This window comes from Vibrio sp. VPAP30 (assembly GCF_001188205.1).
GTDB lineage: Bacteria > Pseudomonadota > Gammaproteobacteria > Enterobacterales > Vibrionaceae > Vibrio > Vibrio bivalvicida.
In genome coordinates this window covers 83,131-103,689 of sequence record NZ_LBLS01000035.1, presented here as the reverse complement: position 1 = coordinate 103,689, position 20,559 = coordinate 83,131, and the positions used below count along the sequence as shown (strand labels likewise).

General features: G+C 44.5%; 21 protein-coding genes and 1 tRNA gene. 5 read left to right on the top strand and 17 right to left on the bottom strand.

Annotation, left to right across the window (positions count from 1 at the left end; all coding sequences use genetic code 11):
* Positions 1–40: 40 nt before the first annotated feature.
* Positions 41–125 (top strand) — tRNA-Leu (locus ZX61_RS15350).
* A gap of 271 nt (positions 126–396) precedes the next feature.
* Here the strand turns inward: ZX61_RS15350 and ZX61_RS15345 are convergent.
* From ZX61_RS15345 to ZX61_RS15275, 15 genes are all read right to left on the bottom strand, one after another.
* Positions 397–1,530: a flagellin gene (locus ZX61_RS15345; RefSeq protein ID WP_049845491.1), complete on the bottom strand. Its 1,134-nt coding sequence runs from the start codon at positions 1,528–1,530 to the stop codon at positions 397–399.
* Between the two features lie 498 nt (positions 1,531–2,028).
* Complete coding sequence (locus ZX61_RS15340) at positions 2,029–3,174, bottom strand: flagellin (RefSeq protein ID WP_049845490.1); 1,146 nt, start codon at positions 3,172–3,174, stop codon at positions 2,029–2,031.
* Positions 3,175–3,545: 371 nt separating this feature from the next.
* Positions 3,546–4,739, bottom strand: coding sequence for a flagellar hook-associated protein FlgL (gene flgL, locus ZX61_RS15335; protein WP_049845489.1), 1,194 nt, complete (start codon positions 4,737–4,739; stop codon positions 3,546–3,548).
* A 10-nt stretch (positions 4,740–4,749) separates the two neighbouring features.
* Entirely contained in the window at positions 4,750–6,624 is a 1,875-nt protein-coding gene (gene flgK, locus ZX61_RS15330) for a flagellar hook-associated protein FlgK (protein ID WP_049845488.1), read from the bottom strand.
* Positions 6,625–6,885: 261 nt separating this feature from the next.
* Positions 6,886–7,794 (bottom strand): flagellar assembly peptidoglycan hydrolase FlgJ, encoded by a 909-nt coding sequence (flgJ, locus tag ZX61_RS15325; protein ID WP_049845487.1) that lies wholly within the window; start codon positions 7,792–7,794, stop codon positions 6,886–6,888.
* Positions 7,795–7,804: 10 nt separating this feature from the next.
* Positions 7,805–8,896 carry a flagellar basal body P-ring protein FlgI gene (locus ZX61_RS15320; protein WP_049845495.1) on the bottom strand — a complete coding sequence of 364 codons (1,092 nt, stop codon included), beginning with the start codon at positions 8,894–8,896 and terminating at the stop codon, positions 7,805–7,807.
* A gap of 67 nt (positions 8,897–8,963) precedes the next feature.
* Positions 8,964–9,743: a flagellar basal body L-ring protein FlgH gene (gene flgH / locus ZX61_RS15315; RefSeq protein WP_049845486.1), complete on the bottom strand. Its 780-nt coding sequence runs from the start codon at positions 9,741–9,743 to the stop codon at positions 8,964–8,966.
* A 24-nt stretch (positions 9,744–9,767) separates the two neighbouring features.
* Complete coding sequence (flgG, locus tag ZX61_RS15310) at positions 9,768–10,556, bottom strand: flagellar basal-body rod protein FlgG (RefSeq protein ID WP_049845485.1); 789 nt, start codon at positions 10,554–10,556, stop codon at positions 9,768–9,770.
* Positions 10,557–10,575: 19 nt separating this feature from the next.
* Positions 10,576–11,325 carry a flagellar basal body rod protein FlgF gene (locus tag ZX61_RS15305; RefSeq protein WP_049845484.1) on the bottom strand — a complete coding sequence of 250 codons (750 nt, stop codon included), beginning with the start codon at positions 11,323–11,325 and terminating at the stop codon, positions 10,576–10,578.
* A gap of 216 nt (positions 11,326–11,541) precedes the next feature.
* A complete protein-coding gene (gene flgE / locus ZX61_RS15300; protein ID WP_049845483.1) occupies positions 11,542–12,846 on the bottom strand; it encodes a flagellar hook protein FlgE in 1,305 nt (434 codons plus the stop codon).
* 39 nt (positions 12,847–12,885) lie between these two features.
* Positions 12,886–13,596 (bottom strand): flagellar hook assembly protein FlgD, encoded by a 711-nt coding sequence (gene flgD, locus ZX61_RS15295; RefSeq protein ID WP_049845482.1) that lies wholly within the window; start codon positions 13,594–13,596, stop codon positions 12,886–12,888.
* Positions 13,597–13,611: 15 nt separating this feature from the next.
* On the bottom strand, positions 13,612–14,028 hold the full coding sequence (gene flgC, locus ZX61_RS15290; RefSeq protein ID WP_004746770.1) for a flagellar basal body rod protein FlgC: 417 nt from the start codon (positions 14,026–14,028) through the stop codon (positions 13,612–13,614).
* Positions 14,029–14,427, bottom strand: coding sequence for a flagellar basal body rod protein FlgB (gene flgB, locus ZX61_RS15285; protein WP_049845481.1), 399 nt, complete (start codon positions 14,425–14,427; stop codon positions 14,029–14,031).
* Between the two features lie 243 nt (positions 14,428–14,670).
* Complete coding sequence (locus tag ZX61_RS15280) at positions 14,671–15,498, bottom strand: protein-glutamate O-methyltransferase (protein WP_049845480.1); 828 nt, start codon at positions 15,496–15,498, stop codon at positions 14,671–14,673.
* 12 nt (positions 15,499–15,510) lie between these two features.
* A complete protein-coding gene (locus ZX61_RS15275; protein WP_049845479.1) occupies positions 15,511–16,437 on the bottom strand; it encodes a chemotaxis protein CheV in 927 nt (308 codons plus the stop codon).
* Positions 16,438–16,517: 80 nt separating this feature from the next.
* Here ZX61_RS15275 and flgA point away from each other — a divergent pair, with 80 nt between their 5' ends.
* The 3 genes from flgA (at position 16,518) to ZX61_RS15260 (ending at position 18,108) form a co-directional block, all read left to right on the top strand.
* Positions 16,518–17,264, top strand: coding sequence for a flagellar basal body P-ring formation chaperone FlgA (gene flgA, locus ZX61_RS15270; protein WP_049845478.1), 747 nt, complete (start codon positions 16,518–16,520; stop codon positions 17,262–17,264).
* An 85-nt stretch (positions 17,265–17,349) separates the two neighbouring features.
* Positions 17,350–17,664 carry a flagellar biosynthesis anti-sigma factor FlgM gene (gene flgM, locus ZX61_RS15265; RefSeq protein ID WP_049845477.1) on the top strand — a complete coding sequence of 105 codons (315 nt, stop codon included), beginning with the start codon at positions 17,350–17,352 and terminating at the stop codon, positions 17,662–17,664.
* An 18-nt stretch (positions 17,665–17,682) separates the two neighbouring features.
* Positions 17,683–18,108, top strand: a complete 426-nt coding sequence (locus tag ZX61_RS15260) for a flagella synthesis protein FlgN (RefSeq protein WP_049845476.1) — start codon at positions 17,683–17,685, stop codon at positions 18,106–18,108.
* 66 nt (positions 18,109–18,174) lie between these two features.
* Here the strand turns inward: ZX61_RS15260 and flgP are convergent, their stop codons facing one another.
* Together flgP and ZX61_RS15250 are read right to left on the bottom strand one after the other, a co-directional pair.
* Positions 18,175–18,606, bottom strand: a complete 432-nt coding sequence (gene flgP / locus ZX61_RS15255) for a flagellar assembly lipoprotein FlgP (protein WP_049845475.1) — start codon at positions 18,604–18,606, stop codon at positions 18,175–18,177.
* 8 nt (positions 18,607–18,614) lie between these two features.
* Entirely contained in the window at positions 18,615–19,250 is a 636-nt protein-coding gene (locus ZX61_RS15250) for a FlgO family outer membrane protein (RefSeq protein WP_049845474.1), read from the bottom strand.
* Between the two features lie 164 nt (positions 19,251–19,414).
* On the opposite strand from ZX61_RS15250, the gene ZX61_RS15245 reads away from it, so the two are divergent.
* Positions 19,415–20,551 carry a flagellar assembly protein FlgT gene (locus ZX61_RS15245; protein WP_049845473.1) on the top strand — a complete coding sequence of 379 codons (1,137 nt, stop codon included), beginning with the start codon at positions 19,415–19,417 and terminating at the stop codon, positions 20,549–20,551.
* The last annotated feature ends 8 nt before the right edge of the window (positions 20,552–20,559 follow it).

Here is a 20,559-nt window from a genome sequence, read left to right as displayed (position 1 = left end):
AGTTGATTCTCCAATTATCAGCTAAGACTAAAAACTTGATGCGGAAGTGGCGGAATTGGTAGACGCACCAGATTTAGGTTCTGGCGCCGCAAGGTGTGAGAGTTCAAGTCTCTCCTTCCGCACCATTATTCGAAGAAACCCAGCTATTTAGCTGGGTTTTCTTTTGTCTGGAATTTGTCACCATTCATGCTTAGCTCTGCAGATCAGCCATAATTTAATAATCGCTACTACCCATTGCTTTAGCTCTAATGCAATCGGGATAAATCGGTGTAGAGAAAACTGGGCAGGAATAATCGCTTACAGCAAGCCTTACTGTTGACTTGAAGACATAAAAAATCCAGCCGAAACTGGATTTTAGTTAAGTCATGACTTTTGGTTTGCTAAGAAATTAACTCTTTAGCCTAAAAGCCCCAACGCTGAGTTGGGCGCTTGCTTTGCTTGTGCAAGAACAGAACTTGATGCTTGCGATAGGATCTGTGACTTAGTAAGAGCCGTTGTCTCTTTAGCAAAGTCAGTGTCCTTGATGCGGCTCTTAGACGCATTCACGTTTTCGTTGATGTTGTCTAAGTTGTTTATCGCATGGTTAAAGCGGTTCTGGAATGCACCTAACTCGGCACGGTGACTATCAACAAACTTGAGTGCTGAGTCCACAATTGCAACCGCTTGCTGCGAACCACCTACAGTCGTAACATCCATAGTGTCGACTGTTACGGATTGTGCTGCACCGATACTAAGTTCACCAGCAAGAGCGCCACCAAAAGTCGCTACACCTTCAACACGGTTGTTGTCTGTGAACAGTTGAAGCTTACCATCTTCGTCTACAGACGCAGTTACCAGATCCGTTTGACCGTTGATATAAGTTGCTAGCTCTTCGATATCATCGCCTTCTTTGGCATTAATAGTAACGTTTTGAGCTTGACCAAACTTATCGGTGAGAGCGATGGTCAAATCATTCGCACCAGCTTGTACACCCCAGTCCTTATCTTGACCGTTGGCAGCAACATAGCTATTACCACCCATCAAAGCGTTGTCACTTCGCATATTGTTCATGGTTAGCATAACCGCTTCACCATTGTCCGAACCAATCTGGAAAGACTTAGTAGCAAAAGTACCATTGAGTAGCTTATTACCACCAAATGATGTTGTTTCTGCAATACGGTTTAGCTCATCATTCAGCGCCGTTACTTCTTCTTGAATCGCAACTCGTTCAGACTTAGAGTTTGAACCGTTGGCAGATTGAAGGGACAAGTCACGCATACGTTGCAAGATGTTAGTCGTTTCGTTCATCGCACCTTCAGCAGTCTGTGCCATCGAAATACCATCATTTGCGTTTCGTACTGCGACGTCTAAGCCACGACTTTGCACGTTCAAACGGTTGGAGATCTGTAGTCCCGCCGCGTCATCTTTCGCGCTGTTAATCTTAAAGCCAGATGAAAGTCTTTCCATCGACGTTTCTTGGGCAGTAGTCGCACTGTTTAAATAACGCTGTGCTGTCATCGCCGAAACGTTTGTATTTACATTAACCGCCATAGTGGTTTCTCCTATTGATTTCCGTACACCGGAGGTAAAGGGTTTCCGACGTCTCGGCAAACCAATTAGTTCTCTCAAAGTAACCTTATTAACGACGCCAATTTGATTATCTTTAGAGCTAATTAGCCATTTATTTTAAAAATCTAACGATTAGAAAGAGATATTGACACAGGCAACATATATGAAATCAATTGCTAAAGTTTTAGCTTTTTTGGCCGATATAACGCGATTTTTGATGAGGTTTAAAAATTGAGGGAGAGTGCCATTTTCTTTAGGCAAAAGAAAAGCCCCTTTTCCTTTGAGAGAACCGGGGCTATTTGGTAGCCAATGCCAATATGGAGATCGAGAGAAATGATCACAGCCTGGCCGCCGTGTTACATAAGTGACTCCAGAAATGGAGCAGGTGAGAGAGAGAACTCCATAACCTGATCACCTATGTTTGCCGTCAAAACTACACTGACCCTACGTCTAGGTTAACGCCAGTGATAAGTTTGACCACTACTGCAATAGTGATATTGCAGAGTTAGGCAACTGTTTTGCTTGAGCAAGTATCGAAGTACCTGCTTGTTGCAGAATTTGTGCTTTAGTCATCTGTGTTGTCTCTTTCGCGAAATCTGTATCACGGATTCGACTATTCGATGCTTCAACGTTTTCTTGAATATTTGCAAGGTTATTAATGCTATGACTTAGACGGTTCTGTTTTGCACCTAAGTCAGCACGCTGTGAGTCAACATACTTAAGAGCCGCATCAATAATGCCTACAGAATTTTGTGCGCCACCTACTGAGCGAACGTCAATGTTCTGCACTGTGGTCTGAACACCTGGTCCACCATTTAGTCCAAGTTCTCCAGCCAGGCCCCCTGAAATATTCAAGTTACCTTGTAGGTTTGGTTCAGCGGCAAAGATTTGCAGTCTGCCATCTTGGTCTACTGAGGCATTTAGCTTGTCGGTTTGGCCATTGATGTAAGTCGCTAACTCCTCGATATCGTCACCTTCTTTGGCAATAACATCTAAAGTAATCGCTTCACCATCTTTGGTTGTGAACTCAAACTTCAGATCTTTGGCTGCCGCCGGAACACCCCATTCTTTATCTTTTGCCTTTTCAAGGTCAGAGATAAATGATTGACCACCCATGCGAAAATCGTCCGCACGAATACTGGTCAAGCCCATAATGATTGCCTCACCAGAACTCGCGCCGATTTGGAAAGAGGCTTCACCAAATGATCCGTTCAATAGCTTTCGACCACCAAATGATGTGGTTTCAGCGATTCGGTTAAGCTCATCTTGCAGTGCCGAAACTTCTTCATGTAATGCTTGGCGTTCAGACGCTGAGTTCGTACCATTAGCAGATTGCAGTGACAAGTCACGAATACGTTGAAGAATCGAAGTCGACTCATTCATCGCACCTTCCGCTGTTTGGGCGATGGAGATGCCGTCATTCGCGTTGCGCATTGCGACATCTAAACCACGAGACTGAGCCGTTAAGCGGTTCGAAATTTGTAGGCCTGCCGCATCATCTTTAGCGCTGTTAATTCTTTGACCTGAAGATAGACGTTCCATGGAGGTATTTAACTCTCCAGTCGCCTTATTCAAGTAACGCTGAGCGGTCATCGCCGACACGTTAGTATTTACAGTAATGGTCATAGTTTGCTCTCCTATTGAGTTCGCAAGTGCTTGCGAAGCGGCCAGCTTAGTCTCATTGGGAAGCACTGACCGTAAATGACTTGCTAAGTAGGTCTACTGCCTACTTAAAACTAATTTGTTTAACTCTGAACTAAACAATTCAAGTTGTATGCCAATATTCTAAAAGTTAACCAATAAAATATTTTTTCTTTATTTATTAGCCACTTAAAAGATAAGCTTGTTATTTGCTCGCATTGAGTAAATTTCACTCATCTAAAACGGCAAACTGATTGCCGCTCTTTTGCCACTCGATTGCCACTGCATTTATCAGTCGCACTATCTTTCTGGCACATCTATCTCGCTCTTATGGCATTGCACATAAGGCATTGAGCTTAGATGTAGTTAAATAGGGTTAGATCTTTGGTTTTACCAAATGCCTGTTGTGACGCCTGCAGCGCGCGTGAGTTCTCATTGAATTCAATGATCGCTTCTGCGTAATCAAGATCTTCAAAATTGCTCTTAGACTTAGCCAAGGTCATTTTGAAGTCATCATGCTGTTCTTCTTGAATATCTAATGTACTCAAGCGTGCGCCTACATCTGTACGCGCTTTGTTCAAATGAATAAATGCAGAATGGAACTCTTGGACAATCTGATGTAATTGCGCAGTATTAGACGTATCTGACACTGATCCCCGAGACAGAGCCATCGCATTTTGGAAGGTTTCAAAAATACTGTATGCTTTTTTAGGCTCAAGGGTGATCTCATCACCTTTCGTAATCTGCCCTTTAACCTGAATGGAAACATCTTCGAACTTGATGCCAACCGCTGGATCAAAGGTATCCGCTTTTACTATTGAGCCATCACGTTCTAACTGATAGCCATATTTGCCATCAGGCATATCCACGAACGTCACCTTATAAGTGGAGCTGTCGTCAGGATTGATATTTATGGCACGCTCCAGCAATAGCTCAGACGTTTCGTTAAGATTGTACTTAGGTTCAAAATCACCAAAGGGATTGTCGATCTCCATAAATAGCTTGCTGCCAGGGTCATTGATTGGCATCTCTAAGCTATTAGAGATCTTCATTTTGCGCTGATAGTCATCGCCTGCGTATACCACATCCCCATCTTTATCACGGAAGAAAGGCTGATTTTTAGGCTTAGTACCAGCAAAAATGTAGTTGCCCGATTCATCCTGAACGTTAACTAGGTTCAGAAAGTTGTTGGCTATTTCCTGCATTTCTCGACGCTTAGCCAAACGGTCTTCTGGAGACAACGAGCCATTGATCATTTCCATTACCGTTCGTTTTGCTTCATCAGCATACTCTTCGGCATTCGAGATAATCACCTCATGGTGCTCTAGACGGTTACGGGAAAGCGTAATCGCATCGGTGAACTGGCGTAGTTGCTCTTTTTGCTGGCCAATATTCTGTATGTAGTGTGTTGCTAACGGGTCATCACTCGCTTTCATCAGCTTCTTGCCAGAGGCTAGCTGAGCTTGATTGTGATGGACTTTTGCTTCCGAACGGCGCAAATCATTCTGCACTGATTGATAGTTATGGAAGCTAGAAATACGATTCATCATTTACGCCTCCTTATCTCAACGCAAGAATGGTGTTAAAGGTATCGTTAGCCGCCTGCATAATTCGAGACGAGGCCATATATGCTTGTTGGAACTTCATCATGTTGGCCGCTTCTTCATCCAAGTTCACACCGGCAATTGATGCCACTCTTTCTTGAGCGGCTTCTTTCTCTAAACGAGAAACATCGGTTAGGCGTGAAGCGGTGGACATTTGCAAGCCAACATCTGTATTCAAGTTGTGGTAAATATCCAAAATAGTCGACTCACCATCATTCAGCTTTTTGTCGGTCTGGATATTTTGCATTTTAAGCAAGTTGCCGTTGTCCCCTTCTGAAGGGACAAGGTTTGCCGTAAACTTATCATTGGGCAAAGCGCCACCGCTGAGTTCAAACGATGTTCCCTGAACCGTCACTGGGCCTGTTGGTGGATATGTTTGAGGCTGAAGTAAAATTTTGCCATCTGTATCAGTAACGGCAAATTGTTGTCCGTCAGGAGAGATAATCACTTCAAACTCACGCAGACTACCCGCTTGCGCAATACTGAACTCAGCACTGCCCTGAGCAAATGTGGTGGAAGCTTCATAACTTTGTGCAGCAATATCGCTCGGATCATTGGTTGCCATCTGCATCTGAGCAGCACCATTGCGAGTTGGACGAATGAGCACCCTCTCCCCAGCCTCTAAACCGTTACGAATATCAATACGCAAACCGTCTAACGCTATCGAATTATCAACCACTGGAACAATAAACTGCTCACCAGATGGACGAGTGACGTAGTAATCTCCGCCGACGTATTGCAGTGAATACTGACCACCGACTAGCTGATTGGTATTGTCGATATATACTGCCAAATCTGCTTTTGAATTGGAGGAAGTCACAACACGAGATTCCGCTACAAAATCAGAGTTCACATCGGTAAACATTAAGCCACCAATATTGCCCCTGAGATCCAGACCTTGAGACTGCAAACTGTTAACTTCATAAGAGAAAGAAGTCGCTAATTTACCAAGCTCATCCATCAACTGGGGAATCTTCTCATCGCGCATTGTCAGCATCGCACCTATCTTGCCATCAATATCTTTGGTGGTGATTGCTTTGATCCCTTTACCTTCAATCATGGCAAGGCGACGCTGATGTACATCTGGATAGCCATCAATCATTTTAAGCTCACTAGCTTCAGTGCCTGAAACCAATGTATGACCATTACCAATATGAACGTTGAAGCCCTCTGCATTCTTACGCGGTGTTACCGTCACTTTTGTATATTCAGATAGCTCAGAGATAAGCTTTTCATGGGTGTCCATCAGGTCATTGTGCGGACCAGGGGTACGCATCATTAGGCGGTGAAGATCTCTTATTTCTAAAGCAAGTTGGTTGACGCGCTCAATACCTAGATCCAGTTTTTTGTTGGTTACATCAGATTGACGACGCACTGTCTCATGAAAGTCATTTAGGTTCTGAGTGATTAAGTTAGCTTTCTCAAGCACAACTTTTCGCGCGCCGACATCATTAGGGCTATCAGCTAAGGACTTAACTGCGTCGAACCACTCATTGAGATTTTCTGGAATCTTTTTAGAAGCGACGGAAGACAGCATGTTGGACAGCATTTCCAAGTTGGCTTCATCATCGACTTTATGAGCATAGTTGGTAGTGGAAACGTTAAGCTCATTAACGGCAAACTGATCCCAAGAGCGGCGAACTTTTTCCACATGAACGCCCATACCATAGGTTTCCCCGCCATATTGGCGCGGCATATTTGTGCCTTGTATCACCGACTGACGGCTATAACCCTCTGTATTTACATTAGAGATGTTATGACCAGTGGTGTTTAATTGTCTCTGAGCTGTGAGAACGCTTTGCGAACCAAGATTCAGAAGATCAGACGACATATTGCCCCCAAGAAACCTTTTAAAATCAGTGTTAACTGAACATCTAGGTTAGAATCTGCAATATGTGTGCCAAGTGCGGGATGCGGGATGCGGGATGCGGAATGCGGGATACGGGATACGGGATACGGGATACGGGATGATTTTATCTAGTTTGAAAGAAGCCCTGTCAACAGCTCCTCTCCCCTCCCGAAACGCAGTGTTCTGTAGGGCGTAGCCCGTTCTCGAGCGAAGCGTCCGTAGGACGAAGTCCGCTCCTTCACCTTACATCTGGTCTATGCGTGCTTTAACGCTTAATACCTTGTCTGCGTACCTTGGATCGGTCGCATAGCCTGCTTGATGAATGCCTCTAATAAACTCTTCGTTATTACCGCCATGACGTAGCGCAGTGGTGTAACGAGGGTTTTGATTAAGGAAACGCACGTAGTCGTTGAAACTATCTTCATAGCTAGAGTAAGAACGGAAAGCTGCATTTTCTTTAACAGGCACACCTTGATGATACTCAAGAGTTTGAGTCGATACCTTATCTCCAGACCAACTACGATCCGCTTTGATATTGAATAGGTTATTACTGCTACCACGTGAGTTATTGACAACCTTCTGTCCCCAACCCGTTTCTAATGCGGCTTGAGCAAGTAGAAGCGATGAATCAATACCTAGCGCACTTGCCGCTTTTTCTGCATAAGGCTTCATTGATTTAACAAAAGTTTCTGGCGACTCAAAGCGAGAAGGTGGTGTCGATGCTGGCAAGGCTACAGTTGTAGAGTCCGCTCGTTCATGACGGGTACGGTCTATTTTTTCCATCATAGCTTCAAAATCTTCATTACGCGCTTTGGCAGTTTGATTTTCTACGCTGCCTGTAGAGAGCTGAGCAACAATCATATCCGCGAGCCCTAATGATCCCGAGGCACTTAGCTCACTCGACATTTGCTCATCCATCATCTGACGATAGAACTGCTGATTTTGGCTGTCCATCAAACCAGATTCGAACGTTGAGTTAGCATCGCGCATAGACTTAAACAGCATAGAGGTGAAAATGGCCTCAAACTGCTTTGCCGCCGCTGTTAGAGCTGCTTTTTCGCTTCCTTCATCACCCGCTACCGCTTGTTTACGTAATTTATCTAAGCCAGCGATATCGTGAATAAAGCCGATGTCATTGCCGTTGTTAATCATGCTCTACTCCTTAGATTACGATCAGTTGTCCTTCAATAGCACCTGCTTGCTTCAACGCCTGCAAGATAGCCATTAAATCAGAAGGGGCCGCTCCAACTTCGTTCACCGCTCGAACCAGATCATCCAAGGTCAACCCAGGCTCAAACTTAAACATTTTGCCCTGTTCTTCCGTCACCTCAATGTCGGTATCGGGAACGACGACAGTCTCACCACCACCAAAGGCATTCGGCTGGCTGACATTAAGATTCTCTTTGATCGCCACTGTCATACCGCCATGCGTAACCGCTGCTGGTTTTAAGCGCACATGTTTACCGACAACTATGGTGCCAGTACGCGAGTTAACTATAATTTTCGCAGAGCCTTCCGCTGGGTTAAATTCGATATTTTCAATCGCCGATAAGAAAGCAACACGCTGAGTAATGTCACGCGGAGCACGTACTTTTACCGACGTCGCATCGACCGCAGACGCCATTTGCGGACCAAGGAAGTTATTAACCGCATCGGCCATACGCTGTGCAGTGGTAAAATCAGACTCAAGGAGGTTAAAGGTAATATAATCGCCACGGCTAAACGGAGTTGGGATTTCACGTTCAACCATAGCACCGTTTGAAATCATGCCTGCAGTTGGGTTATTGCCGACAATTTTTGAGCCATCAGCCCCTGTTGCACTAAAGCCACTAACCACAAGATTGCCCTGCGCAACGGCATAGATTTGCCCATCTAAGCCTTTCAGCATCGTTTGCATCAGGGTACCGCCTCGTAGGCTCTTTGCCGAACCAATCGAAGACACCGTCACATCGATTGTTTGACCTTGTTTTGAAAAGGCAGGCAATTCAGCCGTCACAATCACAGCCGCTACATTTTTACTCTTTGGCTTCGTACCGGGTGGCATCTGAATACCAAAGTTTTGCAACATTGCATTGAAACTTTGATCGGTAAAGGGGGTTGATTCTCCTGTACCAGGTAAACCTGTGACCAAGCCATAACCAACTAATTGGTTACTACGCACACCAGCGACCTGAGACACATCTTTAATGCGTGCCGCCTGTGCGGAAGTGGCAACAAACACTATACAGGTTAAAAGGAGAAACAGCTTTTTCATGATCATGCCCTTGTTCTAATCTCTATGCCCACTTTATACACTGCCAAAAAAGCGGCATCAGATGGAATTATAGGGAGACATTAAAGAATCGTGCCAAGAATCCAGGTTCTTGCATATCTTGTTGGGTGCCCGTACCAGAGTATTGAATTCGAGCATTAGAAATTCTATTCGATGCAATCGTGTTATCGTACTTGATGTCATCCGGACGAATCGTGCCACTTAGGCGAATGTACTCATCTCCTGTATTCAGCGTTAGCCACTTCTCACCACGAATCACTAGATTGCCATTAGCGAGTACTTCTATCACTTCAACGGTAATCGAGCCAGAAATACTGTTGCTTTGGTTAGCGGCCGCACTGCCTTTAAATTTATTGTCGTTGCTTAGGTTATACGAGAAATTGTAATCACCAATGTTGAGTTGCTGGCCACCAACTTCTAATGGGTCCATTGACGCATCATTATTTTTTGATAAGTCAGCATCTGAGCTTTTTGCCGCTTTGGTACTTTCATCTAAAGTGACAGTAATGATGTCACCAAGCCCACGTGGTTTTGAGTCATCATACAAACTGTTGGTGCTCGCCGTATTAAACAGCGAGCCTGTTTCCGCTGCATAGTGCTCAGGTTGGTGCTTAGGGTGAATAGGAGCCCAAGCAGGGTCGCCTGAAACAGGATCGGAGCGGCCACGCATAGAATCAACCAGACCTGAACTTTCTTGCTTAGATTTGTCGCCCTCGACGGCATCAACAGTTGTTGTTCCCTGTATAACATCAGGGGTTTCGATTGGCGGCTCTAACATTGTACAACCCGACATCACTGCTAGCGTAAAAAGTGCAATTATTCGATTCATTTCTATTCCCACCCTAAACCGAGCTTATAACTGCTGATTCACAAAGCTCATCATCTTGTCTACTGCTGAGATGACTTTTGAATTCATTTCGTAAACACGTTGAGCTTCTATCATGTTGACTAGCTCTTCGGTCACATTCACATTCGATGTTTCAAGCATTGACTGTCTTACTTCACCAAAGCCGTCAAAACCTGGGACACCTTCTTGCGGATCACCACTTGCACCTGTCGGTAGATAAAGATTTTGACCTATCGGCTCTAGCCCGCCTGGGTTAATAAAATCGACCGTTGCAATCTGTCCGACAACTTGGTTATCTTGCTGACCTCGGACACGAACAGAGACCTCACCATCGGTACCCACAGTTATGCTGATTGCATCTTCCGGAATAGCAATCTCTGGCTCTAGTGAATAACCGGCGCCTGAAGTCACAATTACCCCTTCATCGTTAACGGTAAACTGACCATTGCGTGAATAACCAATGTTGCCATCTGGCATCAAGATCTGGAAGAAGCCATCACCTTCAATCATCATATCGAGGCTATTATTCGTTGTTTGAGTATTACCTTGGGTGTGAACTTTTTGCGTCGCCACCACTTTAGAACCTGCACCTAGCATTAAGCCACTTGGTAATTCAGTATTCTGTGACGACTGACCACCTGGCTGATTGATGTTCTGATAGAACAAATCTTCAAAAACAGCGCGGCTTTTTTTATAACCAACTGTTGAAGCGTTCGCCAGGTTGTTTGAAATTGTTGAGATATTGGTTTGTTGAGCGTCTAAGCCCGTTTTACTTACCCATAGTGCCGGATGCATAGCTCTCTCCTAGAATCTGTTAGCTCATACGAAGCAGAGAATCAGACGCTTTGTCCATGTCTTCTGCTGTGCTCATCATTTTTACTTGCATTTCAAACTGACGTTGCAAGTCAATCAGGTTAGTCATTTCGCCTATAGCATTGACGTTACTACCTTCAATTGCCCCTGTGAGCAGTTTTACACTGGCATCCACTTCGTATGCCGCATTAGGATCTTTTGCACGGAACAAGCCGTTTATGTCTTTGAATAGTGATTGGTTGTTGGTGCGAGTAAGTTTAATTCGATCGACGACTTCTATTGCATCGGCTGGAGCACCTTGCGGAACCACAGAAATCGTACCGTCATTTCCGATCTCAACTTTGCTGATTGGAATCGGCAGGGTAATCGGTGCCCCTGTTTCACCTAAGACTAGATTTCCGTTACCGCTAACCAGTAGACCGTTAACATCAATTTTGAGGTTACCGTTTCGCGTTAGACCTTCTTTGCCCGTTTTGTCGAGTACCGATATCCAACCATCACCTTGAACGGTAACATCTAAGTCTCGGCCGGTGGTGATCACACTGCCTTGCTGGAAATTATGTCCCGGACGCTCTGTCATGCTAAACACGCGGCTTGGTAGACCATCGCCATACGCTTGCATTGAACGAGCTTGCGCCAAATCAGCACGGAAACCCGTGGTACTGACGTTCGCTAAGTTGTTTGCTCTGAGCTGCAAAGCCTGCATATTTTGCTTAGCTCCGCTCATCGCGAGAAACAGTGCACGATCCATAATTTGCTCCAAAAATCACAATTCAGTTCAATGGAAGCAATTGGCGTGCCAATTTGAATATTATCTATAAATCAACAGATTAGCAGAATATGACGGCAAGTATAGAGAAGAGTTAGAGAAAGGTTTTGCCGAAGTGGCAATAATAGCAAGCTGATCATTGCCACCAGCTTGCTATTCAGATGATTGCGACATCTCGCTAAGGATACCTTACAGTGATTAACGAATCTGTAGGATATTCTGTTGCGTTTGGTTATGTACTTCTAACGAACGAGAGTTAGCTTGGAAGTTACGTTGAGCAGAGATCAAATCAACTAGCTCTTGCGTCATATCGATATTCGATTGCTCTAGAGTACCGCTAGTAATTGTACCAAATGATCCCTTGTTCGATTCGCCCCAGATCTTGTCCCCAGAGAACTGAGTAGAGTCCCACTGAGTACCACCCTTCTTATCTAGTCCTTGCTCATTCGCGACGCGAACCAATGAAACACGCCCTAGAATGATATTTTCACCGTTAGAGTAAGTACCTAGAACACTACCGTTCTCATCAAAGTCTACTTTGGTTAAGAAGCCAGTAGTCGCACCATCTTCATCGAATTTAGTCAATTCAAACGGAGCGGCAAACTGAGTGGCATCTTGAAGGCCAAACGACAGAACTTGGTTAATGTCTGCGCCATTTAGCTCAACAGGGTTCGCACCTGTACCCAGAGCTTCAGAAACGATATTCTGCCCATTATTAAGGCTTGCTAGGGTACCATCATTGTTGAACTTCATCGTATGACCAACCTGACCCGTTGGTGATGTCGCGTCTCCCCCTATAATATTCAGTGGTTTCTCACCCACACTGTCAGTTACTGTGTAGTAGGTCTGCCAAGTATTAGGTTGAGTCTGATCTTTTAGGTAGTAAGTCGTCAGCTTATACGACTGGCCCATTGAGTCATAAATCGTCGATGACGTTGAACGGTTGTAGGTTTCTGGGTCTGAGAAGTCAAACAAAGCAGGATCTTTAAGGTCACCACCAGCCGGTAGATTGACACCCACATCAATATTTGATGTCTGCTTTGGCTTACCGAACTCTTTTGGAATGTTGATTGGCGAAGGCTCGTAGGATAGAACATCACCGGTATCTTTGTTCACTTGATAGCCAAGCAAAAACTCATCGTTAGCCGTAACCATGTAGTTATCTCTGTTTAGGTGGAAAGCACCATTACGCGTTAACTCATTGGTGGTTGGCGTTAGACGATCTTTTGCGACAGAGAAGAAGCCAGTACCGCTGATACGCAGATCCATAGGGTTGTTGGTATAAACGCTAGAACCTTCATGAAACTGCTGAGCAACCTTAGCCGCTTGAACACCTTGGCCTGGTGTGGTCTTCGCATGAGTAAAGAGTGAATTTGAGTAAACATCGCCAAACTCCGCACGTGACTCTTTAAAGCCAAATGTATTTGCGTTCGCAATGTTGTTACTGGTTGTGTTCAGATCTAACTGAGCTGCGGACAAACCGCTTAGTGCAACATATGACATTCCAAAATCTCCTATCTAGCTAGCATATCTACTTAAGAGTTACGCTTTGCCAACTTCTAGTACTTCAGCAAGTCGAACTGGCGACTCAAAGCCAGCCAGATTGAGTAGTACGTTACCATCGCCTTTACCTAAGAGTACGCTGTTTACATTAGCGTAGGTCGAAACCTCAAACTCTTTGGCTTTACCATCGAGTAAACCTGATGCTTTCACATTGTATTTACCTGGTGGCAATGGATTACCGTTTTGATCTTTACCATCCCATTCAACTCGGCTGTCACCCGCAGGTTTCGCACCGACATCAAAGGTACGGATTAGCTGCCCCATTTGGTCTTCCACTCGTACCATCAAGTTATCGACAGATTGAGGGAGTTTCACCATAGCAGCCATTGAGCCGTCATCTGCTTTCACTCCTGCTGCACCAGGGACGAGAACGTCTCGACCAACAAGAGAGGAAGCTTGAAGCGCTTGGTTAGATGTCATCGACGCATTCAGTGTTTCAAACTGATTGTTCATTTTGCCGATTCCATCTACCGTGGCAAATGACGCCATCTGTGCAATCATCTGGTCATTGCTAACCGGCTTAAATGGATCTTGCTGGGCAAGTTGCTTAGTGAGCAAAGATAAGAAGTCTTCTTGTTTAAGATCTTGCTTACCTGTTGTCTCGTTGGGCTTATTCTTGTCCTGAAGCTGTTTAAGCTGGTCTACATAGGACAAGCCGCTTTGACCAACATTATTAATGCCATCGGCCATAGTTACCTCCTATCCTTATTGACCCATCTGCAGCGTACGCAGCAGCATTTGTTTGCTTGCATCTGCTACTTGAACGTTCGTTTGGTAAGAACGTGAAGCAGAAATCATGTTAGCCATCTCTTCCATCACATTGACGTTAGGTTTGTAGATATACCCTTCATCGTTTGCGAGTGGATGGTCAGGGTTGTACTCCGCATCAAGCGGCTTATCGCTTTCTACAATACCCATCACTTTCACTGGCACCGTATGGTCGCGGCCATACTTTGCCTTACTTAACTCCGCACCGAACACAGCGTGGCGGGCTTTATAGGTGTCTTTCGCTGAGCTAGAGACACTGTCCGCGTTTGCTAGGTTACTTGAGGTTGTATTTAGACGAACAGATTCAGCGCTCATGGCAGAACCAGTGACATTGAAAACGTTAAATAAACTCATCTAGTTACTCCCTTTAATTGCTTTAGTTAAGTTCTTGAATTTACTTCCTAAGAAGTCAAGTGAGGCTTGGTGTCTGATCTGGTTTTGCATAAACAAGTTACGCTCTAGATCCACATCAACGGTGTTGCCATCACCCGTGTCAGGTTGTGTAGGAAGACGATACATTACTTCCCCTGTCACCGTAGTAGAGGCAGGAATATGCCGACTGTCGGTACGGCTAAGCCCGATGCTTGCCTCCGATGTTGCCGCCTGCAATGCCTTTTGGAAGTCCATGCCTTTCGATTTATAGCCCGGAGTGTTCGCTTGAGCAATGTTGGTAGAAATCACCTCAGCATTGCGCTCACGTACACCCACCGTGTGTTGGTGGATACCTAATGCATTGTCGAAAGAAATAGCCATGTTAACCTCTACTCAAGAACTGACCGTTACTATTAAATGTAAAAGCAATTAGCGTACCAACTTTAATAAAACTTGTTTCACTGTTGCCTTCGTGTAGATAATCTGCAATAAACACGCCAATTAATTAGCTGAAATCGCATTAGAGAGTTTGGAATCACTCGTAGAAAGTATACAAGTTAAATAGAGGGGGGTATAAAAATGCCCAACAAAAATGCTGGGCATTGGGAAAAATTGACAACTCTGTTACTTGAGCTTGTAGATGATGCCAGGGTTACATCGAACCATCTCGAATCGATCAGTTAGACCTGTTAGTGATTCGGATGCACCCAATAATAAATAACCACCAGGGTTCAAACTGTTTGCCATTTGATTCAAAACTTGAGACTTCATGTCGGGAGAGAAATAAATAAGCACGTTACGACAGAAAATAATGTCGAACTTACCAAGTAATGCATAGCTATCCATCAAGTTCTGTGGACGAAAGTTAACCAAACGTTTTACATTGTCTTTGACTTTCATTCGACCATCACCCGCATCTTCGAAGAAATTGCGACGGCGCTCCGGTGACAGTCCTCTACCCAATGCAAGGTTGTCGTATACACCTGCTCGGCACATATCGAGCATACTTGCCGAAATATCTGTAGCAGTAATCGACACGCTAGGAAGCATGCCCGGCTTACGCTGCTGAGTCTCTAGTACTGTCATCCCCATTGAGTACGGCTCTTGCCCAGAAGAGCTCGCTGCTGACCAGATTTTAATTGGGCGCTTATTTGCCGCTGCCTCTGGTAACAGTTTATTCGCAAGAACTTCAAATGGGTAAGTATCACGAAACCACAGTGTCTCGTTTGTCGTCATGGCATCAACAGCGGCAACACGCAGTTCACGATTACGCCCAGTCACAACGTCTCTAAGCAAGTCAGATAATGTCGCTAACTTGAACTTAGTAACGAGTGGGCTTAGTCGGCTTCTTACAAGGTACTGTTTGCTATCACCTAGCACAATACCACATTGTGACTCTAAGAATCGGCTGAAATCACGATACTCTTGATCGCTTATAGTTATCGCTGTCATTAACTTCTCTTTTTATTCTGTAAGTGCAGTTTTCACTGCATTACCAAGCTCATCTGGATTGAATTTAGCGATAAAGGAGTTAGCTCCTACACGTTCAACCATTGCTTGGTTAAATACACCACTGAGTGATGAGTGAAGAATAACATAAAGATCTTTAAGATCAGGGTTACGCCTTATTTCGGCGGTTAGTGTATAGCCATCCATTTCTGGCATCTCTATATCGGAAATCACCAAAGAAATCTGATCATAGATGCTACCTTCAGCAGCCATTTCAACTAGTTTCTCATAAGCTTGCTTACCATCAATAACCGCAACCGCTTCAAAACCTAGTGATGTAATTGCACGCTCAACCTGCTTACGAGCAACCGTTGAGTCGTCGGCAATTAGAATGCGACGAACAATTTCTTTCTCTGCTTCAACCTGAGCTATCTCTTCCCCAATTGAAGAGTCCATAGTCTCATCAACTGGCGCGATTTCTGCAAGAATCTTCTCTACATCGAGGATTTCAACCAGTTCGTTGTCGATGTTAGTGACTGCAGTTAAATAGTTGGACTTACCAGCCCCTTCTGGAGGTGGCAAAATGGCTTCCCAATGCATATTAATAATACGCTCAACGGAAGTCACCAGAAACGCCTGAATAGTTCGATTAAACTCAGCAATAACGACAAAGGCTTTTTCAACATCTGTGGTCGGTCTGCCACCAACAGCCAGACTCAAATCGATAACCGAAACAGTATGGCCTCGGATATGGGCCACACCTTTGACTAGGTGGTGTAAGTTTGGCATTGAAGTAAGCTTAGGGCACTGAAGTACCTCTTTTACTTTAAATACGTTAATTCCGTAGCGTTGGCGCCCCATAAGGCGAAACGTTAGGAGTTCCAATCGGTTTTGACCGACGAGTTGCGTACGCTGATTCACAGAATCAAGAATACCCGACATAAGCTCATCTCCATCTCAAACTTTAATGCTAAAAAAAATGGTAGTCTACTAGCGGCCATGTAAAACTTTAGAGAAATAGAATGACATACCTAAAATCACACTTATGCTCATTTTCCATAACTAATTGTAGAGCTTTCTATAAAAAGTTTTATAAGTCTATCGGCTTTTTATTATTTTTCTTTAGTTTTTCAGCGACATCCGCAACAGAAAACCAAATCCAACTTATTCAACAAGCTGCAGAAGACTACATTCTAGCAACTATTGAGTGGCCAACGGGTGGTACATTAAAAGCCAAAGCGGCCAATCTCGATAGCCGTATCTTTGCAACCAATTGTCCAACCGAATTGACCCGCTCATCCTCTTCGACCAACCCTACCGCTAGTAATATAACGGTACTGATTGAATGTCCGGAAGACGATTGGCGCGTCTATGTACCTGTTCGTTTAACCCGTACAGGGCCACAAGTTGTGCTGACTACCCCGCTTTCCCGCGGTCAGATCGTATCAGCTCAAGACGTCACTATTAATATGGTAGACTTACAACGCTTTAGGCGGCAAGGGTTTTCCACAATTGATGCGGTAATTGGCGCAAAAGCAAAGAAAAACCTCCGCTCTGGTGACATTATAGAAGCTAGAGATATTTGCGTCGTATGTCGTAACGAAATAGTGACAATTAGAGCGGTAAAATCTGGGATGACAATAACCACGAAAGGTATCGCGCTCACAGATGGCTCACATGGTGAACAGATAAGAGTGAAAAATAGTAAATCCAACCGTATAATTGAAGGACGAGTGACTGGAATTTCTGAAGTAACGGTGATTTTTTAGTCAGTGTTAAAAAAAACTAAAGTTATAACCGTATTCGTCGATATTGACAGTACAAGTAGACAAATCTTCAAAAGGCTCAGCAATTATGGCAGGTATTGACAATATACGCTCAGGGCAAACGCTATCGACATCGACGCGTAGTTCTGTACGTAACGAAAGTAGTCCAACGAGCAGTTCAGACTCGGCAAAAAAGTCTGATGTAGCTAAGGATGCAGTTTCACTCAGCTCACAAGGTAAGGCGGTGGGAGAAATGCATAATCAAATGGTCAGCCAACCTAGCTTTGACAAAGCAAAAGTTGCCGCAATCAAAGAAGCTATTGCTAATGGCTCGTACAGCGTCGATCCTGAAAAACTTGCCGACAACATGATTAAGTTCGAAAAAGAGCTTGGCGGGTTGTAAACCGCGAGAATATAGATCATGGCAGCGATTTTAAGTTTAATCGAGTTTCAATTAAAAAATGCCCAGGAGCTTACTGAAGTTCTAGAGCAGGAGAGACTTGCGATTGCCAATCGAGTATCAAAAGATATCGAAGCTATCGCCCAACATAAAATCACTTTAATTGAGCAACTGCAAAACACAGACGAACGAGTTCGTCGTCATCCTGATGTAGAGAGCTTAACGAGCGATCCAGAGTTGAGCCCTTTGGTAGAACAAGTTAGCTCTTTAATCAGTGAGTGCCAACAAGCGAACGAAGTCAACGGCCAAGCGCTCCAACGTGCCCAACTTAGCTTTAATAAGCTCAATAATTTAATGCAGCAGTCTCAAGGCAAATTGGGAATGACTTATACAGCAGAAGGTCAAACCAAAAATGTCACGACTCTAGGCACCAACATTAAAGCCTAAAAATAGAATCAAAAAAGAACGGCAATCATTGATTGCCGTTTTTTGTTTGTTCGGAGATCTAAATCGTTAGAAAAGAGTTTGCTGACGTTTCTCTGGAACCGTTTGAACCTCACCATAATCTCGCAGCTTGTTCATTTTCTCAATATCAAGTCTAAGCTCAGTGACATAACTGTCACCGACTTTATAGCTACGAACTACTTCAGCCCCACGAATAACCCCATCGACCGCGCCAGATGTCAGCTCTGTCCCTAGGCGCTGATCTTTAAGATCGGCTCGACCACTAACGCGCATCCCATAAACCTGCTCTGCAAGTTCACGATAAGCGTCTATCTTCGATGCGCGCATCGCACGTACTTGCTTTTCTTCTTCGTTACGACCTTTTTGTTCACTGATGCTTGCATAACCAACAGCCGTTAACCAGTCATCTTTACGCATATCCGTTAAAGGCTGGCAACCTACCATCACTAAAACAACAATCAGGAGTAATAGCTTTTTCATCTCGTCTCCTACGGGCGAAGAATAACCGTATATGGCTGGGTAATCGTTGGGTCAGAACGGATTAATACACCATCTTGCGTACGAATGCTGTTAAGGGTATCAAGATCTCGACCAATACGATCCGCTGGCAAGAAACCTTGTGCAGTTGCCACAACCACTCGAGACTGCATCCCAACAACTCTCGCATTGACTAGAACACCGCCTTCCTGGCGCAGCATAGTCCCTGTTAGTACGTATTGAATATCTTGCTCTTGGGCTAAATCTTTCCAGTCACGACTAAAAGCAAAGTCACCTTGATGGGTCACTTGAATAGAGCCAGTGGTTTTGAAATCTACGACCTTAAACCCACGACGCTGGAATTGATGAATAAAGCCTTCCGATACTGAGTTACCCAACCAGTTTGTAGCATCCATATTTTGCAGATCAACAAATGACGTAACGGCAATCGGTGTCCGCGCCGAAACACTGGTATTCGAAATCATAAGATCTTCCGTCATACTCTCTACAAAGAAGTCAAGAGTATGACGCGGGCTCTCCATCAGCATAAACTGCGAGCCAGGGTACGGTTCTTTACCGTTATATATTGGAGCATAGGCACATGCGGTAAGAAATACCACAGGGACTAGCGATAGCCATTTTTTCATTCTCAAATCTCCGATACATTAAGGCTTAAAAATGCCTGATCTTTTAGCTCTCTTCTAAAAGTGGAACATTCCTTGCTTTTCTAACTTTGCAACTATTTAGAAAGGCAATGCCTAAATCAGCTAAGATTTAATAAGCAAGAAATGAACCAACTTGGTGAACATCTATGAAAAAATCGCTCCTTCTCTTCTTATCCACGCTTTACCTAAGCTTGCTCTCGAGTACCGCCTCCGCTGCGTGGTTTGAAGTGACAGGCACTGCCACTGTAGTCTCTTCTGAAGAGGCCGCTCGTATTCACGCGCTAGAAGATGCGCTGTTCAAAGCAGTGAGCTTCTCTGGAGCCGATATTGGTAGCATTGCTAATTTACGCCCTTTGCTAGAAAGCGACAAAGAAGAGTATCAGTTTACCAACAGTGAAGTACGCTACATCGTCGTTGATGAGCAGAAAACCCGTAGCGGAGTCATGTTAGTCAAAGCCCGTATTGATATTTACCCATCGGCAACGGGTTGCCACGTAAGCCAATATAAGAAAACATTTCTAGTCGGTAACATAGATGTTGCCTCCCCTCAGCAAGCCGTCATGGGGCAAATCTATGGCGTCGGTGATGATTTTGCTAATGTCATCAATCGCCAATTAGATCAACAATCTGCTAACTTTGTTTCTGTTGGCACTACAGATTTTGAGATCAGTAAACGCTACCCTGAGCGGCTAAAAATGATTGCTCAAGATACTGGCGCACAATACATCATTGGTGGTGTTATCACAGACCTTACAGCCACTATTGAAAAAGGCGGCTTGCTTCGCGATGATGTCATTAACCGCCAGTTTGCGCTTGAAATGCAGGTGTTTGACGGTAAAACAGGTAACGAAGTTTACAACCGCAATTATCGAGAGGTCGCGCGCTGGCCGTTTGCTAAAACCAGCCAGGTAGATACGCGTAGTGCTCGTTTCTGGGCATCAACCTATGGCGACATGATGCTGCGCGTAAGCCGCAATATTATGTTGGATTTAGAATCAGAGGTGTCTTGCAAAATCACCTTGCCAGAAGTGGTCGCCAAGTGGGACAACACAATCACAATCGATCTAGGACGTATTCACGGTGTGATGGAAGGCGATAAGTTGCAGCTTTGGCACACTGGTTCATTCATCGACCAACGTGGCTTACCGCGCAATAAGGTGTCTGAAACAGACATTACCCTGACCGTTTCGCGCGTGTACGAAAATGAAGCAGAGCTTAAAGTTGATCAAGCAGAGCTTTCCGGAAGTATTCAAATTGGCGATGTTATGCACAAGCTATTGTAAAAACACAA

Bases quoted from the DNA above. Each gene is read 5' to 3' on its own strand.
- flgP (WP_049845475.1), bottom strand. From the start codon at position 18,606: ATGAAAAAGCTATTACTCCTGATTGTTGTTTTAGTGATGGTAGGTTGC.
- ZX61_RS15305 (WP_049845484.1), bottom strand. From the start codon at position 11,325: ATGGATCGTGCACTGTTTCTCGCGATGAGCGGAGCTAAGCAAAATATG.
- flgB (WP_049845481.1), bottom strand. From the start codon at position 14,427: ATGGCTATTTCTTTCGACAATGCATTAGGTATCCACCAACACACGGTG.
- flgL (WP_049845489.1), bottom strand. From the start codon at position 4,739: ATGATGAATCGTATTTCTAGCTTCCATAACTATCAATCAGTGCAGAAT.
- flgA (WP_049845478.1), top strand. From the start codon at position 16,518: ATGACATACCTAAAATCACACTTATGCTCATTTTCCATAACTAATTGT.
- ZX61_RS15260 (WP_049845476.1), top strand. From the start codon at position 17,683: ATGGCAGCGATTTTAAGTTTAATCGAGTTTCAATTAAAAAATGCCCAG.
- flgC (WP_004746770.1), bottom strand. From the start codon at position 14,028: ATGAGTTTATTTAACGTTTTCAATGTCACTGGTTCTGCCATGAGCGCT.
- ZX61_RS15245 (WP_049845473.1), top strand. From the start codon at position 19,415: ATGAAAAAATCGCTCCTTCTCTTCTTATCCACGCTTTACCTAAGCTTG.
- flgE (WP_049845483.1), bottom strand. From the start codon at position 12,846: ATGTCATATGTTGCACTAAGCGGTTTGTCCGCAGCTCAGTTAGATCTG.
- ZX61_RS15320 (WP_049845495.1), bottom strand. From the start codon at position 8,896: ATGAAAAAGCTGTTTCTCCTTTTAACCTGTATAGTGTTTGTTGCCACT.
- ZX61_RS15340 (WP_049845490.1), bottom strand. From the start codon at position 3,174: ATGACCATTACTGTAAATACTAACGTGTCGGCGATGACCGCTCAGCGT.
- flgG (WP_049845485.1), bottom strand. From the start codon at position 10,556: ATGCATCCGGCACTATGGGTAAGTAAAACGGGCTTAGACGCTCAACAA.
- ZX61_RS15280 (WP_049845480.1), bottom strand. From the start codon at position 15,498: ATGACAGCGATAACTATAAGCGATCAAGAGTATCGTGATTTCAGCCGA.
- flgH (WP_049845486.1), bottom strand. From the start codon at position 9,743: ATGAATCGAATAATTGCACTTTTTACGCTAGCAGTGATGTCGGGTTGT.
- flgD (WP_049845482.1), bottom strand. From the start codon at position 13,596: ATGGCCGATGGCATTAATAATGTTGGTCAAAGCGGCTTGTCCTATGTA.
- ZX61_RS15345 (WP_049845491.1), bottom strand. From the start codon at position 1,530: ATGGCGGTTAATGTAAATACAAACGTTTCGGCGATGACAGCACAGCGT.
- ZX61_RS15250 (WP_049845474.1), bottom strand. From the start codon at position 19,250: ATGAAAAAATGGCTATCGCTAGTCCCTGTGGTATTTCTTACCGCATGT.
- flgM (WP_049845477.1), top strand. From the start codon at position 17,350: ATGGCAGGTATTGACAATATACGCTCAGGGCAAACGCTATCGACATCG.
- flgK (WP_049845488.1), bottom strand. From the start codon at position 6,624: ATGTCGTCTGATCTTCTGAATCTTGGTTCGCAAAGCGTTCTCACAGCT.
- flgJ (WP_049845487.1), bottom strand. From the start codon at position 7,794: ATGATTAACAACGGCAATGACATCGGCTTTATTCACGATATCGCTGGC.
- ZX61_RS15275 (WP_049845479.1), bottom strand. From the start codon at position 16,437: ATGTCGGGTATTCTTGATTCTGTGAATCAGCGTACGCAACTCGTCGGT.